Origin of the sequence: Flavobacterium sp. 22659 (genome assembly GCF_052044235.1) — a bacterium.
Lineage (GTDB): Bacteria > Bacteroidota > Bacteroidia > Flavobacteriales > Flavobacteriaceae > Flavobacterium > Flavobacterium johnsoniae.
In genome coordinates, this window is sequence record NZ_JBQEMU010000001.1 from 105798 (window position 1) to 120453 (window position 14656).

The window sequence follows — 14656 nt, forward strand, 5'->3', positions numbered from 1 at the left end:
ACTGACAAACATATCCAAAAAAAATCCGTTTACTCTTTTAAAGAATAAACGGATTTTTTTATGCTAAAGTTAAAACAAAACCTTTGTCCCTCTGTACCTTTATCCCTTTGCCACTCAACAATGATAATCATCCGGTTCAATATGTATCAAAACATTTCCTAACTGCGGAATTTGTTCTTTTAAAGTATCCTGCAGTTTATGTGACAAATCATGTCCTTCTTTTACCGAAATTTTAGCCGAAACTATGGCATGAAGATCAACATGGTAACGCATTCCTGCTTTTCTGATAAAACATTTTTCTGTTCCAAGAATTCCTGGAACCTTTAAGGATACGACGCGAATTTCTTCAACTAAATCATCGTTTAGGTTTTCATCCATGATTTCACCAAGTGCAGGCCTGAAAATTTTGTAGCTGTTATACAAGATAAAAAATGCTGCAAAAAGTGCCGCCCAGTCATCTGCAGATTCGTAACCTTTTCCCATAAACAAAGCAATCGAAATTCCAACAAATGCCGCAACAGAAGTTATGGCATCGCTGCGATGATGCCATGCATCGGCCGCTAAAGAAGAACTGTTTGTTTGTTTGCTTCGTTTCATTACAACACGAAACGAATATTCTTTCCAGATGATAATTGCGCCTAAAACATACAACGTCCATGATTTTGGTAAATCGTGAGAAGTACTGATATTGGCGATACTTTCGTAACCAATAATAGTTGCCGAAGTAATTAAAAACCCAACCACCAAAAAAGTAATTAAAGGTTCTGCACGACCATGACCATACGGATGGTTTTCATCTGCGGGTTTATTAGAATATTTAATTCCGAATAAAACCAAAAAAGACGAAAATATATCTGTAGTCGATTCGATCGCGTCTGCAATCAAGGCGTATGAATTGCCAAAAAAACCTGCGAGACCTTTTATAAGGGCCAAGCAGGTATTTCCTATTATACTAAAAATAGTAGCTTTTACAGCTTTTTGTTCGTTTGTCATTTAGACTATTTTTTTCGCCACGAATTCACAAATTAGTTTAATTCGTGAATTCGCGGGTAACTTTTTTTAAGCTCTCACGATTTTTGCACCGATTGCTCTCAAACGCTCGTCGATACGTTCGTATCCGCGATCAATCTGCTCAATATTTTGAATTGTGCTTGTTCCTTTTGCAGAAAGCGCCGCAATCAATAATGAAATTCCTGCACGAATATCAGGAGAAGACATTGTAGTTGCTTTTAATTGAGATTCGAAATTATGTCCCATAACCACAGCTCTATGCGGATCACATAACATAATTTTTGCTCCCATATCAATTAATTTATCCACGAAGAACAAACGGCTTTCGAACATTTTTTGGTGAATTAAAACATCACCTTTTGCCTGTGTTGCCACAACTAAAACAATACTTAACAAGTCAGGAGTAAATCCCGGCCATGGTGCATCGGCAATTGTTAAGATTGATCCGTCGATATCTGTTTTTACTTCATATCCGTCTTTGTGAGCAGGAATATAAATATCGTCGTTACGTTTTTCGATTGTAATACCTAATTTTCTAAATGTATTTGGAATCAAACCTAGGTTTTCCCAGCTTACATTTTTGATCGTAATTTCGCTTTTTGTCATAGCCGCAAGACCAATCCAAGAACCAATTTCGATCATATCCGGTAAAATTGTATGCTCACATCCTCCAAGGCTTTCAACACCTTCAATAGTCAACAAGTTAGAACCAACTCCAGTGATTTTTGCTCCCATTGAGTTCAGCATTTTACACAGTTGTTGTAAGTAAGGTTCGCAGGCTGCATTGTAAACAGTAGTTGTTCCATTTGCTAAAACCGCAGCCATTACAATATTTGCAGTTCCTGTTACAGAAGCTTCATCAAGAAGCATATCTGTTCCTTTAAGTCCTTCTTTTGGAGATTCTACTCCATAAAAGTGATCTTCTCTATTGTATCTGAATTTTGCACCAAGATTAATAAATCCTTCAAAATGCGTATCTAATCTACGACGTCCAATTTTGTCTCCTCCTGGTTTTGGAATATATCCTTTTCCAAAACGAGCCAAAAGCGGTCCAACAATCATAATAGAACCACGAAGCGCTCCGCCTTCTTTCTTGAAAGCTTCAGTTTCTAAGTATCCAACGTTTACTTCATCTGCCTGAAAAGTAATTGATCCCGGCTCATTACGTTGAATTTTAACCCCTAAATTACCCAACAAAGTGATTAATTTATTGATGTCTATAATATCAGGAATGTTATTAATTTTCACTTTCTCTCCTGTCAGCAGCACGGCACATAAAATTTGTAATGCCTCATTCTTTGCTCCTTGTGGAGTGATTTCTCCTTTTAGAGGTGTCCCTCCTTCGATTTTAAAAATTCCCATAGATCTTTGTTAAGGTTCTTTTAAAGTTTCTAAGGTTCTGAGATCCTAAGATTCTAAGTAAAAAAACTTAGCGTCTTAGAAACTTAGCAGCTTAGCAGCTTTTTCTATTTTTGTTTTTGTTTATTTTTTAAGCATCTAAGTAAAAAATCTTAGCAGTTTAGAAGCTCAGCCTCTTAGTATCTTTTTTACTTTTGATTGTTTTTTTGAAAAGTCTTTTTTTGACCTCCTTTATTATTTTTATTGTTTTGAATTTTAGTCTGTCCGCCCACAGCTGTTTTGTTTGAAACACGTTTGTTTGTACGCATTAAATCTGTCGTATTTAAAAGCTCTTCTGTGCTGTGCAGCAAGTTGATTTTTCCTCCAGACAATTCGTATAAATGTTCAAAAATCACATCATCTTTTACAGTGTCTTTGTTCCAGCTCAGGAAAGATTTTTTCATATGATTGGCAATAACCATTACCAATGCATTTTTCATTTCGCCTTCTTCCCATTTATTGGCAACATCAATCATGTATTTGATATTGTTACCATAAAACCTGTATTTTGGAAAATTCTGCGGATATTGCAGAGTTTCTGGTTTTAACTGCAAAACATCTCTTGACGGGATTGGATATGGAGATTCAACATTTAATTTGAAATCAGACATGATAAAAAGCTGATCCCATAATTTATGCTGAAAATCCGGCACGTCACGCAAATGCGGATTTAAGCTTCCCATAACCTGAATGATGTATTTCGCTGCTTTGTTGCGCGTTTCATCATCTTCGATTGCAGTAGCCTGATCGATTAGTTTTTGTAAATGACGACCATACTCCGGAATAATCAAACGCTGTCTTTCAGAATTATATTCTAAATTAAAAACAACGTCGTTTGCGACTTCTTTTTTATATTTTTCGATCATAAGTTATAATGAAACTATACCTTCAATTGTAGATACTTCTTTGTATTTAGCAATCACCTCGTCTGAGCTGTGCATGGTAACATCTATAGAAACACTGGTAAATTTACCGGTTTTAGATTTTGTTGTTTTAATAACCGCTCCCATTCTGTCAAAAGCTTTTTCAACACGCTCCACATTATCGGCTACAGAAGGCACAATAAATTTGTACAAGTATTCTGCCGGCCAAGTATTTGCGTTATCAAGTTCAACTTTTAATCTTTCGTAAAATTCGGCTGTATTTTTTTCGTTATCGTTCTCCATTCGTAATTAAAAATAAACGCAAATATACGGTTTTGATTTTAGACTTTTAAGTTTAGATTTTAGATTTTTTTCGAGCCTAAAACTTTGTTTTAAAGGAGCAAAGTTATAAAGGCACAAAGGTGCAGAGAAAAAAGCAATAGAAGATTATTTCATTGTAAAATTTCATCTTATATTTGAGAAAACATTACTTAAAATATTTCTCAAAAAGTTTGCTTAGAAGCAACTATACAACGTACTGTTTGTCATTTCGACGAAGGAGAAATCTTCGCGAGTAACTCCTCACAGAATTTCACCAATCTTTGTAGAGCTTCTCTCGAAGATTTCTCCTTCGTCGAAATGACAATATTGCGCAAAAAACTTTGCGTCTTAACGACTTTGCGAAATTAAAACCACATTACAATGAAAAAACTCCTTTTACTTTTTATCACACTTATAATCAACAATATTCAGGCGCAGGAAGTTAAAACCCTTACTTATTTTCAAAACGACACTTTAAAACTAGATTTAGATTTATATCTGCCAAAGAAAAAAGCCGGAGAAAAAATCCCGTTGATTATGTTTGCTTTTGGAGGTGGATTTTCTGGAGGAGAGCGCACCAGCGAAAAAGAGTTTGGAAAATTTATGGCACAAAACGGTTATGCTGTTGCGAGTATATCATACAGTTTGTACATGAAAGGAAAAGATTTTGGGTGCAAAGGAACTTTAACCGAAAAAATAAAAGCAATCCAAATTGGTGTGAGCGATATGTGGCAGGCAACTTCTTATTTAATTGAAAATGCGGATAAATTCAATCTTGACACTTCAAAAATCTTTATTTCAGGAATTAGCGCCGGTGCCGAAATTGGTTTTCATGCCTCGTTCTGGGATTATAAACTCATGAATTTATATAAAAGTAATTTACCGGAAAACTTTAAATATACTGGTTTCATTGGAGGTTCGGGAGCAATTCAGGACATTAATTTAATTACTAAAGAAAAAGCAATTCCGATGTTATTAGCACACGGAAGCAATGACGATACGGTTCCTTACAGCGCAGGTTCGCACCGCTCCTGTCCAACAAATGCTTCGGGATGGCTGATTTTGTTTGGCTCTTATGCCGTTTACAATCACATGCAGGATTTACATAAAGACATCGAACTGATTACGTTCTGCGGAGGCGGACATGAATTCTCAGGTTATCTTTTTCATGAAGGACAGCAATATGTTCTGGATTTTGTAAATAATGTTTTAAAAGGAAAGAAGTTTGAATCGCATTTGATTATGCCTTCTAAAAAAGGAAAAGGTTCTGGGAAGTATTTGTTTTGTGAATAGTTTGTTTGACTAAAGTTAAGATATGCAAATCATTTAAAAGTCATCACAATTCAAATAAAAATTGCTCCAGCGGAGCAAAATATTTATAGCAAATTCAATTTCCCAATATCAAAAAGCTCCAGCGGAGCGACATATAAATTATTCAAAATGTGTCGCTCCGCTGGAGCTTACATCTATACGTGTATAATTTTCTATAAATATATCGTCCCACTGGGACTTTATTCTTTGTCAAATTTATTTTAACAATTCAAACAAAACTACTCCAGCGGAGTAAAATATTTATAGCAGATACAATTTTACACCTATCAAAAAGCTCCAACGGAGCGACATATAAATTATTCAAAATGTGTCGCTCCGCTGGAGCAGTTTTTTATAATGTATATTTTTCTATAAATATGTCGTCCCACTGGGATTTTCTTTTTTTTTAAATTAAATTTTTAAAAAGAACTCCAAAAATAAAAACACTGCCTCTCTTCCAGCCCTGATGGAAGCGGAAATCCTTTTGCTTTTTCCTTTAAAAAGCAAAAGATTGCAGCGTACAGCAGGAACCAATTTTTACTAAAAATGCAAAATCTTTCGCTCTTGATAAATATTCTTTTTAATTATGAATAAGTTTAGGTAAATTTGCGCTTTATTTTTAGAATAGTGCAAAAAGAAATCATAGTCCTACTTGGCGGTCCTGGTACAGGAAAATCTACACTTATAAACGAATTAGTAGCTCGAGGCTATTGCTGCTACCCAGAAATTTCCAGAGAAGTTACTCTTGAAGCCCAAAAAAGAGGCATCGAGCAATTGTTCTTAGAACAGCCTTTATTGTTTAGCGAAATGCTGCTAGAAGGCCGTATTCAACAGTTTAAAAATGCGAAAGAAGAACCTGATAACGTAGTTTTTATTGACCGCGGCATTCCAGATGTTGTCGCTTACATGGATTATATTGGCGATGAATATCCAGAACATTTCATAAAAGCTTGTGAGGACTATAAATATTCTAAAACTTTCATTTTACCGCCGTGGGAAGAAATTTATCAAAGCGACACAGAACGTTATGAAAATTTCGAACAGGCATTAGAAATCCAAAAACATCTAATCGAGACCTATAAAAAATATGGTTACGATCTAATTGAGGTTCCTAAAGATACGGTTGAAAACAGAATTCTTTATATCTTAGACAAAATTTAGCAGCCGGGTTTAAAGTTGCAAAACTAGAATCTGATTTCTAAATTTTTAACTTTAATACATTGGCCATGCAGGACGCACAGGAAATTCTTTTAAAATACTGGAAACACTCCAGTTTTAGACCGCTCCAAAAAGAAATTATCGATTCGGTTTTAGAAGGTCAGGACACTTTTGCACTGCTGCCAACCGGAGGCGGAAAATCAATTTGTTTTCAGGTTCCGGCTATGATGCGTGAAGGAATCTGCTTGGTGATTTCACCTTTGATCGCTTTAATGAAAGATCAGGTGGCGAATCTGCAAAAAAGAGATATTAAAGCGATTGCACTTACAGGCGGCATTCATACAGAAGAAATTATTGATCTGCTGGATAACTGCCAATTCGGAAATTATAAATTCCTTTATCTTTCTCCGGAACGTTTACAATCGGACTGGATTTTAGAAAGAATCAAAAATCTTCCTATAAATTTAATTGCCATTGATGAAGCACATTGTGTTTCGCAATGGGGGCATGATTTTAGACCTGCTTATTTAAAAATTTCCGAACTTAAAAAATACTTCCCTAAAATTCCGTTTTTGGCTTTGACCGCAACAGCGACTCCTAGAGTTGTTGAAGACATCAAAACTGAACTCGGATTAAAAGACACCAGACTTTTTCAACAGTCTTTTGAAAGGAAGAATATTGCATACATGGTTTTTGAAGTTGAAGACAAATTATATCGCGTCGAGCAGATTTTAAAGAAAAATCCACAACCGTCTATTATATATGTACGAAACAGAAAATCATGCCTTAATATGTCAACTCAATTACAATCGTTAGGTTTTAGAGCAACGTATTATCACGGCGGACTTTCGGCTCAGGAAAAAGACAAAAACATGCAGTTGTGGATGTCGGAGCAGGCACAAGTTATTGTAGCCACCAATGCGTTTGGAATGGGAATCGACAAAGACAATGTAAAAACGGTTATTCATACTCAATTACCTGAAAATTTAGAAAACTACTATCAGGAATCTGGACGAGCGGGACGAAATGGCGAAAAGGCTTTCTCGGTTTTATTATTCAATAATTCTGATGCAACTCAAACAGAACAACAGTTTATAAATGTTTTGCCAGACAAGAAGTTCTTAAAAACCATATTTATTAAACTTTGTAATTATTTTCAAATAGCTTATGGTGAAGGTTTAGACGATTCATATTCGTTTAAAATGAATCATTTTTGCAATAAATATGACTTCCCTACTTTAAAAACTTATAATGCTCTGCAGTTTTTAAATCAGCAAGGCATTATTACCATGTCTCAGGAATTTTCAGAAAAGGTTACAATGCAGTTTTTAATCGAATCTAAGGAAGTGATTCGATACATGAGCCTGAACCCGAATGATGAAGAAATTATTCTGGCAATTTTAAGAACTTATCCTGGGATTCATGAAATGAAAACACCGCTTAATCTCTCACTTATTGCAAAAAAATCAAATCATTCTGAAGAACAAGTTACAGCACTTTTAGAAAAATTAAAAGAGAAAGAGATCATTGAGTATAAATCTAAAAATAACGACGCGACTATTTTATTTAATGAAGTCCGCGAAGATGATTTGACAATAAACAGGGTTTCTAAATATCTGGAAAAACAAAATAAACTGAAACGCGACCAGCTTTCTTCTGTACTATATTATATAAAAGAAGACAAAACTTGTAAAAACCGACTGGTTTTGGATTATTTTGGAGAAGAAACTAAGGTCAATTGCGGAGTTTGTTCTTACTGCATTACTCAAAAAGGAAAAATCACAGAAGCTGATTCTATTGCTGATAAAATTCTTCACTTATTAAAAGCAACTGCATTAACTTCGCGCGAAATTCAAAATCAAATTAAATTAGACGCAAAAGATGTTCTTTTGGTGTTGCAGGAATTATTAGAAAACAATCACATCGTTATATTAGCGAACAATAAATACACTTTAAAATCATAATGGAAAAATTACGAATTATTTTTATGGGAACTCCAGAATTTGCTGTCGGCATTTTGGATACCATCATTAAAAACAATTACGATGTTGTGGGCGTTATTACAGCAGCAGATAAACCAGCCGGGCGCGGACAAAAAATAAAATATTCAGCTGTTAAAGAATATGCTTTAGCAAATAACCTTACTTTACTGCAGCCAACAAATTTAAAAGATGAAAGTTTTTTAGCAGAATTAAAAGCACTGAATGCAAATTTACAAATTGTTGTTGCTTTTAGAATGCTGCCAAAAGTAGTTTGGGAAATGCCAAGTTTAGGAACTTTTAATCTTCATGCTTCTTTGCTGCCAAATTACCGCGGTGCTGCACCTATTAACTGGGCAATTATTAATGGCGAAACCAAAACCGGCGTTACGACATTTTTTATTGATGATAAAATTGACACCGGAGCAATGATTCTTAATTCAGAAATTGCAATTGAACCAGCGGAAAATGCAGGTCAACTACACGACCGATTAATGAACCTAGGAAGCACAACTGTAATCGATACTTTAAAAGTAATTGAAAACGGAAATGTTATTACAACAATTCAGGAAGATAACGAGGATATCAAAACAGCTTATAAACTAAATAAAGAAAACTGCAAAATCGACTGGACGAAATCTGGAGACGAAATCAACAATCTTATTCGCGGCTTAAGTCCTTATCCTGCAGCGTGGTGCTTTTTGAAAGATAAAAATGAAGAATTGAACATCAAAATATATGAAGCCAAACTGCTTGAAGAAGCCCATTCTTATGAAGCCGGGAAATTAATAAGCGGTAAAAAAGAAATTAAAATTGCAATAAAAAACGGCTTCATACAGTTATTAAGTTTACAATTACCAGGAAAAAAGAGAATGCAGGTGGCAGAATTGTTAAACGGGATAACTTTTTCTAATGAGGCAAAGGTCTATTAACGTCAGTAAAACAGGGGTTTGTACCTGTTTTTGATCGACAAACAACATGCTTTATGAACAAAAAAAGCAAGTTATCAACAATTATTGCTAAAATTAAAGAAAACACTTGCACGCAACGGATTTCCTACTAAATTTGTGTATTAACAATTTTTTTTAACCAACAATTAATAACTAATTATTATGAACAAATCAGAATTAATCGATGCTATCGCTGCTGATGCAGGAATTACAAAAGCTGCGGCAAAATTAGCTTTAGAGTCATTTTTAGGAAATGTAGGAACTACTTTGAAAAAAGGCGGAAGAATTTCATTAGTAGGTTTCGGATCTTGGTCAGTATCTGCGAGAGCTGCTAGAGACGGTAGAAATCCTCAAACAGGAAAAACTATCAAAATTGCTGCAAAAAATGTAGTAAAATTCAAAGCTGGAGCTGAATTAGAAGGTGCAGTGAACTAAGTAAGAAAGTTCTCTAAACTAAATAATATAATTAAAACCCTCCTTGTGGAGGGTTTTTTTATGCGGTTTAACGATTTTTTTTGTGATTTTAATTTTTTTATGATTAAATTTAATAAAAATTGTAGCCGTATGATTTCAGAAAAATTAAAAAAAGGACACCTGCTTATTGCCGAGCCTTCAATAATTGGAGATTTATCTTTTAACAGATCGGTAATTTTATTAGCAGACCATAACAAGGAAGGATCAATAGGTTTTATCATTAATAAACCTTTAAAATATACTATTAATGATTTAATACCGGAGATTGATGCCAACTTCAAGATATATAACGGAGGCCCGGTTGAACAAGACAATCTGTACTTCATTCATAATATCCCGGATTTAATCCCGAATAGTGTCGAGATTTCAAACGGAATTTATTGGGGCGGAGATTTCGAATCAACCAAAGACTTAATAAACGACGGATCGATCAATAAGAACAATATTCGTTTTTTCTTAGGTTATACCGGTTGGGACGAAAACCAGCTTGAAAATGAAATGCAAGGCAACTCCTGGATTATAGCTGATAATAATTATAAAAATAAAATTATCGGAAAATCTACTACCCATTTTTGGAAAGAGCAGATTATTGAGCTAGGCGGAGATTATCTTATTTGGTCTAACGCACCTGAAAATCCATATCTGAATTAATTTTCAGTTATGGATTCATTTAGCTTCTGCACTAATAAATGAGCCAGATTGCTTGTAAACTCTTTTTTTCGATATTTAGTTATCGGTTGTATTCCCATGATTACATTGGTCAGAAATAATTCGTCGGCTTTTTGAAGATCGAACGGCGAAATTATTTCTTCAACTACTTCTATGCCTTCTACTTTCTTAGCTAAGGCTAAAATCTGCTTGCGCATAATTCCGTTTAAACAGCCTTCAGAAATTGGCGGCGTAATTAGCTTTTTTCCAGCCAGCATGAATAAATTACCCTGAAGACCTTCGACCACATTTTTTGCATCATTAATTAAAAGACAATTAGCAAGTCCGTTTTCGTAAGCAAAAATACTTCCGGTTACATTTATCATCTTATTAGTCGTTTTAATCGACGATAAAAGCTGTTTTGTTACATAGAAGTCTTTATACAAATCCACTTCGTACTGACCTGTATTTAAAGCATATACTGTACTTTCCAGCTGCGATGCATGAATTAAATATGAAATTTCATTGGTTTTTGGAAGATACAAACCTCCATCATTTCTAAAAACCGTGATACGGGCTCTTGCAGATGCTGAAATTCCTTTTTGCTGTACAAGATTTAAAATCTGTTCTTCAAAATGTTCCATTGTAAAATTCATTGGAATTTCCATTCTCACAACACGCATTGAAGCCATAAGCCTGAAATAATGGTCTTCAAGAAATAGAATTTTATTATTGATTATTTTAACTGTTTCAAAAACGCCGTCTCCAAATAAAAATGCGCGATTTTGAGTTAATAAATTTTCTTCCTCTACAATGTTTCCGTTAAAATTGATCATAAAAAAACCCTGAATTTTGTTCAGGGCAAATATAAGGCATAAAATAGACTTTTACTAAACAGATCCTATAAGATGTTTTAGGTCTGAGATTTGATTCTCCCACAATTGTTTAGCCTCTCCTATTTCTTCTTTTTCAGCAAAATCAACTACCATCAAAGAGACATCTTTAGTTAATTCATCAACTAAAATATGCAGTTCAAAAAAGTATTCAGTATCCTTACTGCTCTCATCAACCCATTTAAACTTTACTTTTTCTCCACTTTTTTTAGAAGCAAGACGCGCTTTTTCCTGCGAATCATTCCAAATGAAAGTAAAAAATTCTCCTCTTGAGTTAACATTGTCAGCAAACCATTCTGATAAACCTGACGGAGTTGATATATATTGATACAATAATTGCGGCGAAGAATTGATCGGAAACTCTATTTCGTAACGTATTTTTGGATCCATGTGCTACTTTAAATTTTTTGGAAATATAAGAATATATGTTCAAAAACAACACATTTTTAAAAATATTTTTTTTTCTTCAAAATATGCTTGCGAGCTTTAATATTATTTCTATCTTTGCACCCGCAATCAGGAATTCATGATAGCAGTCCAGGCGAGGTAGCTCAGTTGGTTAGAGCGCAGGATTCATAACCCTGAGGTCACGGGTTCAACTCCCGTCCTCGCTACCAGGTAAAAAAAACATCACTTTAAAAAGTGATGTTTTTTTATTTAAAATACTTTGTAATTATTTTTAAATTTGTTGTTTACATTTTATATAACTACTTTTAAAATAATGTTTTACTAACTGTAATTTGCAGTCATATATGGATATAGTTAAATTTAAAATCACATCTAAAACGATAAAAGTAGAAGTACGCAATTCGAATAATTATGTTTTTAATTTTAATACTGCATTAGATATTGCAAAAGAAGACAAAGATGTTTTATTAAAACTTTATAATGCTCTGGATCTTCTTTTTAAGAAAGAAGCACCTGCTGAAACAAAAAATTACATTTCTCCTAACCAAACTAATATTCTTGATCAGATTTCTGATATTGATAATTTAAAAGCCGGAGAATAAGCACCATATAAACATAAATAGAAAGCCCTTAAATTATTTAAGGGCTTTTCTTTTTTAATCGCTTTTTGAAACAAGATAAATTGTTGTTGCAAAAATATTTCCCTGTAGTCAAAAAACTTTAGTAAATTTATCTGTACCCTTAAAAAAATCATTTTCTGTATCTGTACCCTAATTAACAGCAGTGGTAATTTTGCTAAAAAAAAGATGGAATCTAAAGCATTACTACAGGAAAAAATAACTTTTAGAGAAGTGTACATATTTGACATGGAGATTTTACAAAACATTTTCAGTCAAAACAATTGTGTAAAAGCCGAAGGTAAAATGCTTTTTGGAATTCCTTTTCTACTCGCTGAGAAAGATAACAAGATCAATTCGTTTGCAACTTTATTATTGAACTCAAGCAATGAAATCGTTTATAAAATTTACGATGACGGAAGTCTAACAGATAAAGACAAAACACTATTTGAGGAATACATTTCAATTTTTATGAAGAAAAAAAGAAGTGCCAATTTCAATAATGCACAACAGCTGAAACACAGCACTGATCACTTTGTACATTTTTTAAATTTTTAAACGCTCATAAAAAGCAAAATGAAAAATCGCGAAACATTATATTTAAAAATTGCCAAAATAATTGAAGATCAAATTCACAATGAAACTCTCGTTCTTGGCAGCAAACTGCCTTCTGTACGAAGTGCGCAGAAATTATATAATGTTAGTTTAAACACAATAAAACAGGCATATTTAGAACTAGAAAGCCGTTCACTTATAGAATCGCGTCCCAAAACGGGTTATTATGTCAGCAAAAGTTCACAGCGCACCACTGCACTTCCAACAATTGCCAGCATAGACAATCATGAAACAGAAAATACACCTGAGGAGCTTATAGATAAAGTTTTCGGCACTATTAATAAATCTGATGTAACACAGTTTGCACTGGGATTACCAGGAAAAAATTTCCTTCCTGTTGCCAAACTTAACAAAGGCATTATCAATGCTGTCCGCAACAGAGGTGATGCCGGCACAGTTTATGAACCTGTTCAGGGATCTGAAGAGCTTCGACGCGCCATTGCCAAATGGGCGTTGGTTATGGAAGGAAAAATTACCGAAGATGATCTTGTAATTACTTCCGGCGCCATGCATGCCATGTACAATGCGCTTATGGCTGTAACTTCTCCGGGAGACAGCGTTGCTGTAGAAAGTCCGGCTTATTTTGGAATACTGCAGGCAATTAAGGCTCTAGGTTTAAAAGCGGTTGAAATTCCAACCCATCCTTTATATGGATTAGATCTCGATGCTTTAAAAAAAGTACTGCCTGAAATAAAAGCCTGCTGTTTTGTTACCAATTTCAACAACCCAATGGGCTTTCAAATGCCTGACGAAAACAAACAGGAACTGGTAAAATTGATTACACAATACAACGTTCCATTAATTGAAGACGACATTTATGGTAATCTTTATTTTGGCTCAGAACGTCCTAAACCTTGCAAATTTTATGACGAAGCCGGTTTAGTTTTATGGATTGGATCTGTATCTAAAACTCTTGCACCCGGATATCGGGTTGGATGGATTGCACCGGGAAAATTTAAAGATAAAATCATTCGTCAAAAACTGGTTCAAACGGTTTGTAATTCTTCTTTATATTCTGATGTCATTGCAGATTTCTTAGAACATGGGCGTTATGATCATCATCTTAGAACATTTAGAAACAAGCTTTATAATAATTATCTCCAGATTAACCGTGCTGTAGAAACCTATTTTCCGGATAACACTAAAATAGCACAGCCAAAAGGCGGTTTTATGTTATGGCTGGAATTAGATGAAAGAATTTCTACAACAGAATTATACAACACTGCCTTGGCCCAAAAAATCGTTTTTGCACCGGGAAGAATTTTTTCGCAGTACAATCAATATAACAACTGCATGAGATTAACGTATGTTTTAGAATGGAATGACCGCGTAGACTCTGATTTAAAAAAATTAGGCAGTATAATAAAAAACAGTATTTAAAATTATGAATAACAAAGACCAAGTTGAAATAGCAGCTTATAATTCAAAGTATCAAAAAAGTTTTAAGGATTTAAACATAGAATGGATTTCAAATTATTTTGAAGTCGAACCCAATGATATCAAAGCTCTGGATCATGCAGAAGAAAATATTATAAACAAAGGCGGTGAAATTTTTTCGGCAGTTTTAAATGATGAAGTTTTAGGTGTCTGTGCTTTAATTAAAAGTGATGGAAAAAATTACGATTATGAATTAGCAAAAATGGCCGTAAGTCCAAAGGCACAAGGAAAAGGCGTTGGATTATTATTGGCAGAATCGGCAATAAAATGGGCTTCAGAAAAAGGTGCTTCAAAAATTTATCTGGAAAGCAATACGAAATTAACGCCTGCTATTAAATTATATGAAAAACTAGGTTTTAAAAGAATTACGGGCATTTCTTCGGCTTATAACAGAGTCGATATTCAAATGCTGCTTACTTTAAATTCTTAAATAAAACTGAAATTTCTTTTTAAACCGCATTCTTAAAAACCTTAAATATCAATTTAAGGTTTTTTAATTTCAATAAGATTGTAACTTTTTTTATTAACTGCGACAAACTTTAAAATTAAATTACGGTTCTTTGTAACTTATTA

At 34.0% G+C, this 14656-nt stretch carries 16 protein-coding genes and 1 tRNA gene; 11 read left to right on the forward strand and 6 right to left on the reverse strand.

Annotated features, from left to right (window positions below; all coding sequences use genetic code 11):
* Positions 1 to 114 precede the first annotated feature (114 nt).
* From ACTJIW_RS00540 to ACTJIW_RS00555, 4 genes are all read right to left on the reverse strand, one after another.
* The gene (locus ACTJIW_RS00540; protein ID WP_012022240.1) at positions 115 to 993 is read right to left on the reverse strand and encodes a cation diffusion facilitator family transporter; all 879 of its coding nucleotides are present in this window, start codon (positions 991 to 993) and stop codon (positions 115 to 117) included.
* 66 nt (positions 994 to 1059) lie between these two features.
* Entirely contained in the window at positions 1060 to 2373 is a 1314-nt protein-coding gene (gene murA, locus ACTJIW_RS00545; RefSeq protein ID WP_012022241.1) for a UDP-N-acetylglucosamine 1-carboxyvinyltransferase, read from the reverse strand.
* Positions 2374 to 2558: 185 nt separating this feature from the next.
* On the reverse strand, positions 2559 to 3275 hold the full coding sequence (locus tag ACTJIW_RS00550) for a DUF4290 domain-containing protein (protein WP_440715390.1): 717 nt from the start codon (positions 3273 to 3275) through the stop codon (positions 2559 to 2561).
* Positions 3276 to 3278: 3 nt separating this feature from the next.
* Positions 3279 to 3575, reverse strand: a complete 297-nt coding sequence (locus ACTJIW_RS00555; RefSeq protein ID WP_012022243.1) for a DUF493 family protein — start codon at positions 3573 to 3575, stop codon at positions 3279 to 3281.
* Between the two features lie 399 nt (positions 3576 to 3974).
* Between ACTJIW_RS00555 and ACTJIW_RS00560 the strand changes: the two genes are divergently transcribed.
* The 6 genes from ACTJIW_RS00560 (at position 3975) to ACTJIW_RS00585 (ending at position 10116) form a co-directional block, all read left to right on the forward strand.
* Entirely contained in the window at positions 3975 to 4886 is a 912-nt protein-coding gene (locus ACTJIW_RS00560) for an alpha/beta hydrolase family protein (RefSeq protein ID WP_440715389.1), read from the forward strand.
* A gap of 645 nt (positions 4887 to 5531) precedes the next feature.
* The gene (locus ACTJIW_RS00565) at positions 5532 to 6065 is read left to right on the forward strand and encodes an AAA family ATPase (RefSeq protein WP_044047374.1); all 534 of its coding nucleotides are present in this window, start codon (positions 5532 to 5534) and stop codon (positions 6063 to 6065) included.
* A 65-nt stretch (positions 6066 to 6130) separates the two neighbouring features.
* A complete protein-coding gene (locus ACTJIW_RS00570) occupies positions 6131 to 8026 on the forward strand; it encodes a RecQ family ATP-dependent DNA helicase (protein ID WP_433813483.1) in 1896 nt (631 codons plus the stop codon).
* Positions 8026 to 8973 carry a methionyl-tRNA formyltransferase gene (gene fmt / locus ACTJIW_RS00575; protein WP_440715388.1) on the forward strand — a complete coding sequence of 316 codons (948 nt, stop codon included), beginning with the start codon at positions 8026 to 8028 and terminating at the stop codon, positions 8971 to 8973. Before ACTJIW_RS00570 ends, fmt begins: the two co-directional genes overlap by 1 nt.
* Before the next feature lie 180 nt (positions 8974 to 9153).
* Positions 9154 to 9426, forward strand: coding sequence for an HU family DNA-binding protein (locus ACTJIW_RS00580; RefSeq protein ID WP_012022249.1), 273 nt, complete (start codon positions 9154 to 9156; stop codon positions 9424 to 9426).
* 129 nt (positions 9427 to 9555) lie between these two features.
* Positions 9556 to 10116: a YqgE/AlgH family protein gene (locus ACTJIW_RS00585; RefSeq protein WP_044047376.1), complete on the forward strand. Its 561-nt coding sequence runs from the start codon at positions 9556 to 9558 to the stop codon at positions 10114 to 10116.
* Here the strand turns inward: ACTJIW_RS00585 and ACTJIW_RS00590 are convergent.
* Both ACTJIW_RS00590 and ACTJIW_RS00595 read right to left on the reverse strand, forming a co-directional pair.
* Positions 10113 to 10949: an aminotransferase class IV gene (locus ACTJIW_RS00590; protein WP_012022251.1), complete on the reverse strand. Its 837-nt coding sequence runs from the start codon at positions 10947 to 10949 to the stop codon at positions 10113 to 10115. The two genes, ACTJIW_RS00585 and ACTJIW_RS00590, sit on opposite strands and share 4 nt — an antisense overlap.
* A 54-nt stretch (positions 10950 to 11003) precedes the next feature.
* Positions 11004 to 11396 carry an START-like domain-containing protein gene (locus tag ACTJIW_RS00595; protein WP_012022252.1) on the reverse strand — a complete coding sequence of 131 codons (393 nt, stop codon included), beginning with the start codon at positions 11394 to 11396 and terminating at the stop codon, positions 11004 to 11006.
* Positions 11397 to 11546: 150 nt separating this feature from the next.
* On the opposite strand from ACTJIW_RS00595, the gene ACTJIW_RS00600 reads away from it, so the two are divergent.
* From ACTJIW_RS00600 to ACTJIW_RS00620, 5 genes are all read left to right on the forward strand, one after another.
* Positions 11547 to 11623: transfer RNA gene (locus tag ACTJIW_RS00600), tRNA-Met, on the forward strand.
* A gap of 135 nt (positions 11624 to 11758) precedes the next feature.
* Entirely contained in the window at positions 11759 to 12016 is a 258-nt protein-coding gene (locus ACTJIW_RS00605) for a hypothetical protein (RefSeq protein WP_073408900.1), read from the forward strand.
* A gap of 204 nt (positions 12017 to 12220) precedes the next feature.
* The gene (locus tag ACTJIW_RS00610; protein ID WP_440715387.1) at positions 12221 to 12589 is read left to right on the forward strand and encodes a hypothetical protein; all 369 of its coding nucleotides are present in this window, start codon (positions 12221 to 12223) and stop codon (positions 12587 to 12589) included.
* Between the two features lie 18 nt (positions 12590 to 12607).
* The gene (locus ACTJIW_RS00615; RefSeq protein ID WP_440715386.1) at positions 12608 to 14026 is read left to right on the forward strand and encodes a PLP-dependent aminotransferase family protein; all 1419 of its coding nucleotides are present in this window, start codon (positions 12608 to 12610) and stop codon (positions 14024 to 14026) included.
* A gap of 4 nt (positions 14027 to 14030) precedes the next feature.
* Complete coding sequence (locus ACTJIW_RS00620) at positions 14031 to 14513, forward strand: GNAT family N-acetyltransferase (protein WP_440715385.1); 483 nt, start codon at positions 14031 to 14033, stop codon at positions 14511 to 14513.
* Positions 14514 to 14656 lie beyond the last annotated feature (143 nt).

Excerpts from the sequence above, each read along its gene's own strand:
- ACTJIW_RS00540 (WP_012022240.1), bottom strand. The coding sequence starts at position 993 with ATGACAAACGAACAAAAAGCTGTAAAAGCTACTATTTTTAGTATAATA.
- murA (WP_012022241.1), bottom strand. The coding sequence starts at position 2,373 with ATGGGAATTTTTAAAATCGAAGGAGGGACACCTCTAAAAGGAGAAATC.
- ACTJIW_RS00550 (WP_440715390.1), bottom strand. The coding sequence starts at position 3,275 with ATGATCGAAAAATATAAAAAAGAAGTCGCAAACGACGTTGTTTTTAAT.
- ACTJIW_RS00555 (WP_012022243.1), bottom strand. The coding sequence starts at position 3,575 with ATGGAGAACGATAACGAAAAAAATACAGCCGAATTTTACGAAAGATTA.
- ACTJIW_RS00560 (WP_440715389.1), top strand. The coding sequence starts at position 3,975 with ATGAAAAAACTCCTTTTACTTTTTATCACACTTATAATCAACAATATT.
- ACTJIW_RS00570 (WP_433813483.1), top strand. The coding sequence starts at position 6,131 with ATGCAGGACGCACAGGAAATTCTTTTAAAATACTGGAAACACTCCAGT.
- fmt (WP_440715388.1), top strand. The coding sequence starts at position 8,026 with ATGGAAAAATTACGAATTATTTTTATGGGAACTCCAGAATTTGCTGTC.
- ACTJIW_RS00580 (WP_012022249.1), top strand. The coding sequence starts at position 9,154 with ATGAACAAATCAGAATTAATCGATGCTATCGCTGCTGATGCAGGAATT.
- ACTJIW_RS00585 (WP_044047376.1), top strand. The coding sequence starts at position 9,556 with ATGATTTCAGAAAAATTAAAAAAAGGACACCTGCTTATTGCCGAGCCT.
- ACTJIW_RS00590 (WP_012022251.1), bottom strand. The coding sequence starts at position 10,949 with ATGATCAATTTTAACGGAAACATTGTAGAGGAAGAAAATTTATTAACT.
- ACTJIW_RS00595 (WP_012022252.1), bottom strand. The coding sequence starts at position 11,396 with ATGGATCCAAAAATACGTTACGAAATAGAGTTTCCGATCAATTCTTCG.
- ACTJIW_RS00605 (WP_073408900.1), top strand. The coding sequence starts at position 11,759 with ATGGATATAGTTAAATTTAAAATCACATCTAAAACGATAAAAGTAGAA.
- ACTJIW_RS00610 (WP_440715387.1), top strand. The coding sequence starts at position 12,221 with ATGGAATCTAAAGCATTACTACAGGAAAAAATAACTTTTAGAGAAGTG.
- ACTJIW_RS00615 (WP_440715386.1), top strand. The coding sequence starts at position 12,608 with ATGAAAAATCGCGAAACATTATATTTAAAAATTGCCAAAATAATTGAA.
- ACTJIW_RS00620 (WP_440715385.1), top strand. The coding sequence starts at position 14,031 with ATGAATAACAAAGACCAAGTTGAAATAGCAGCTTATAATTCAAAGTAT.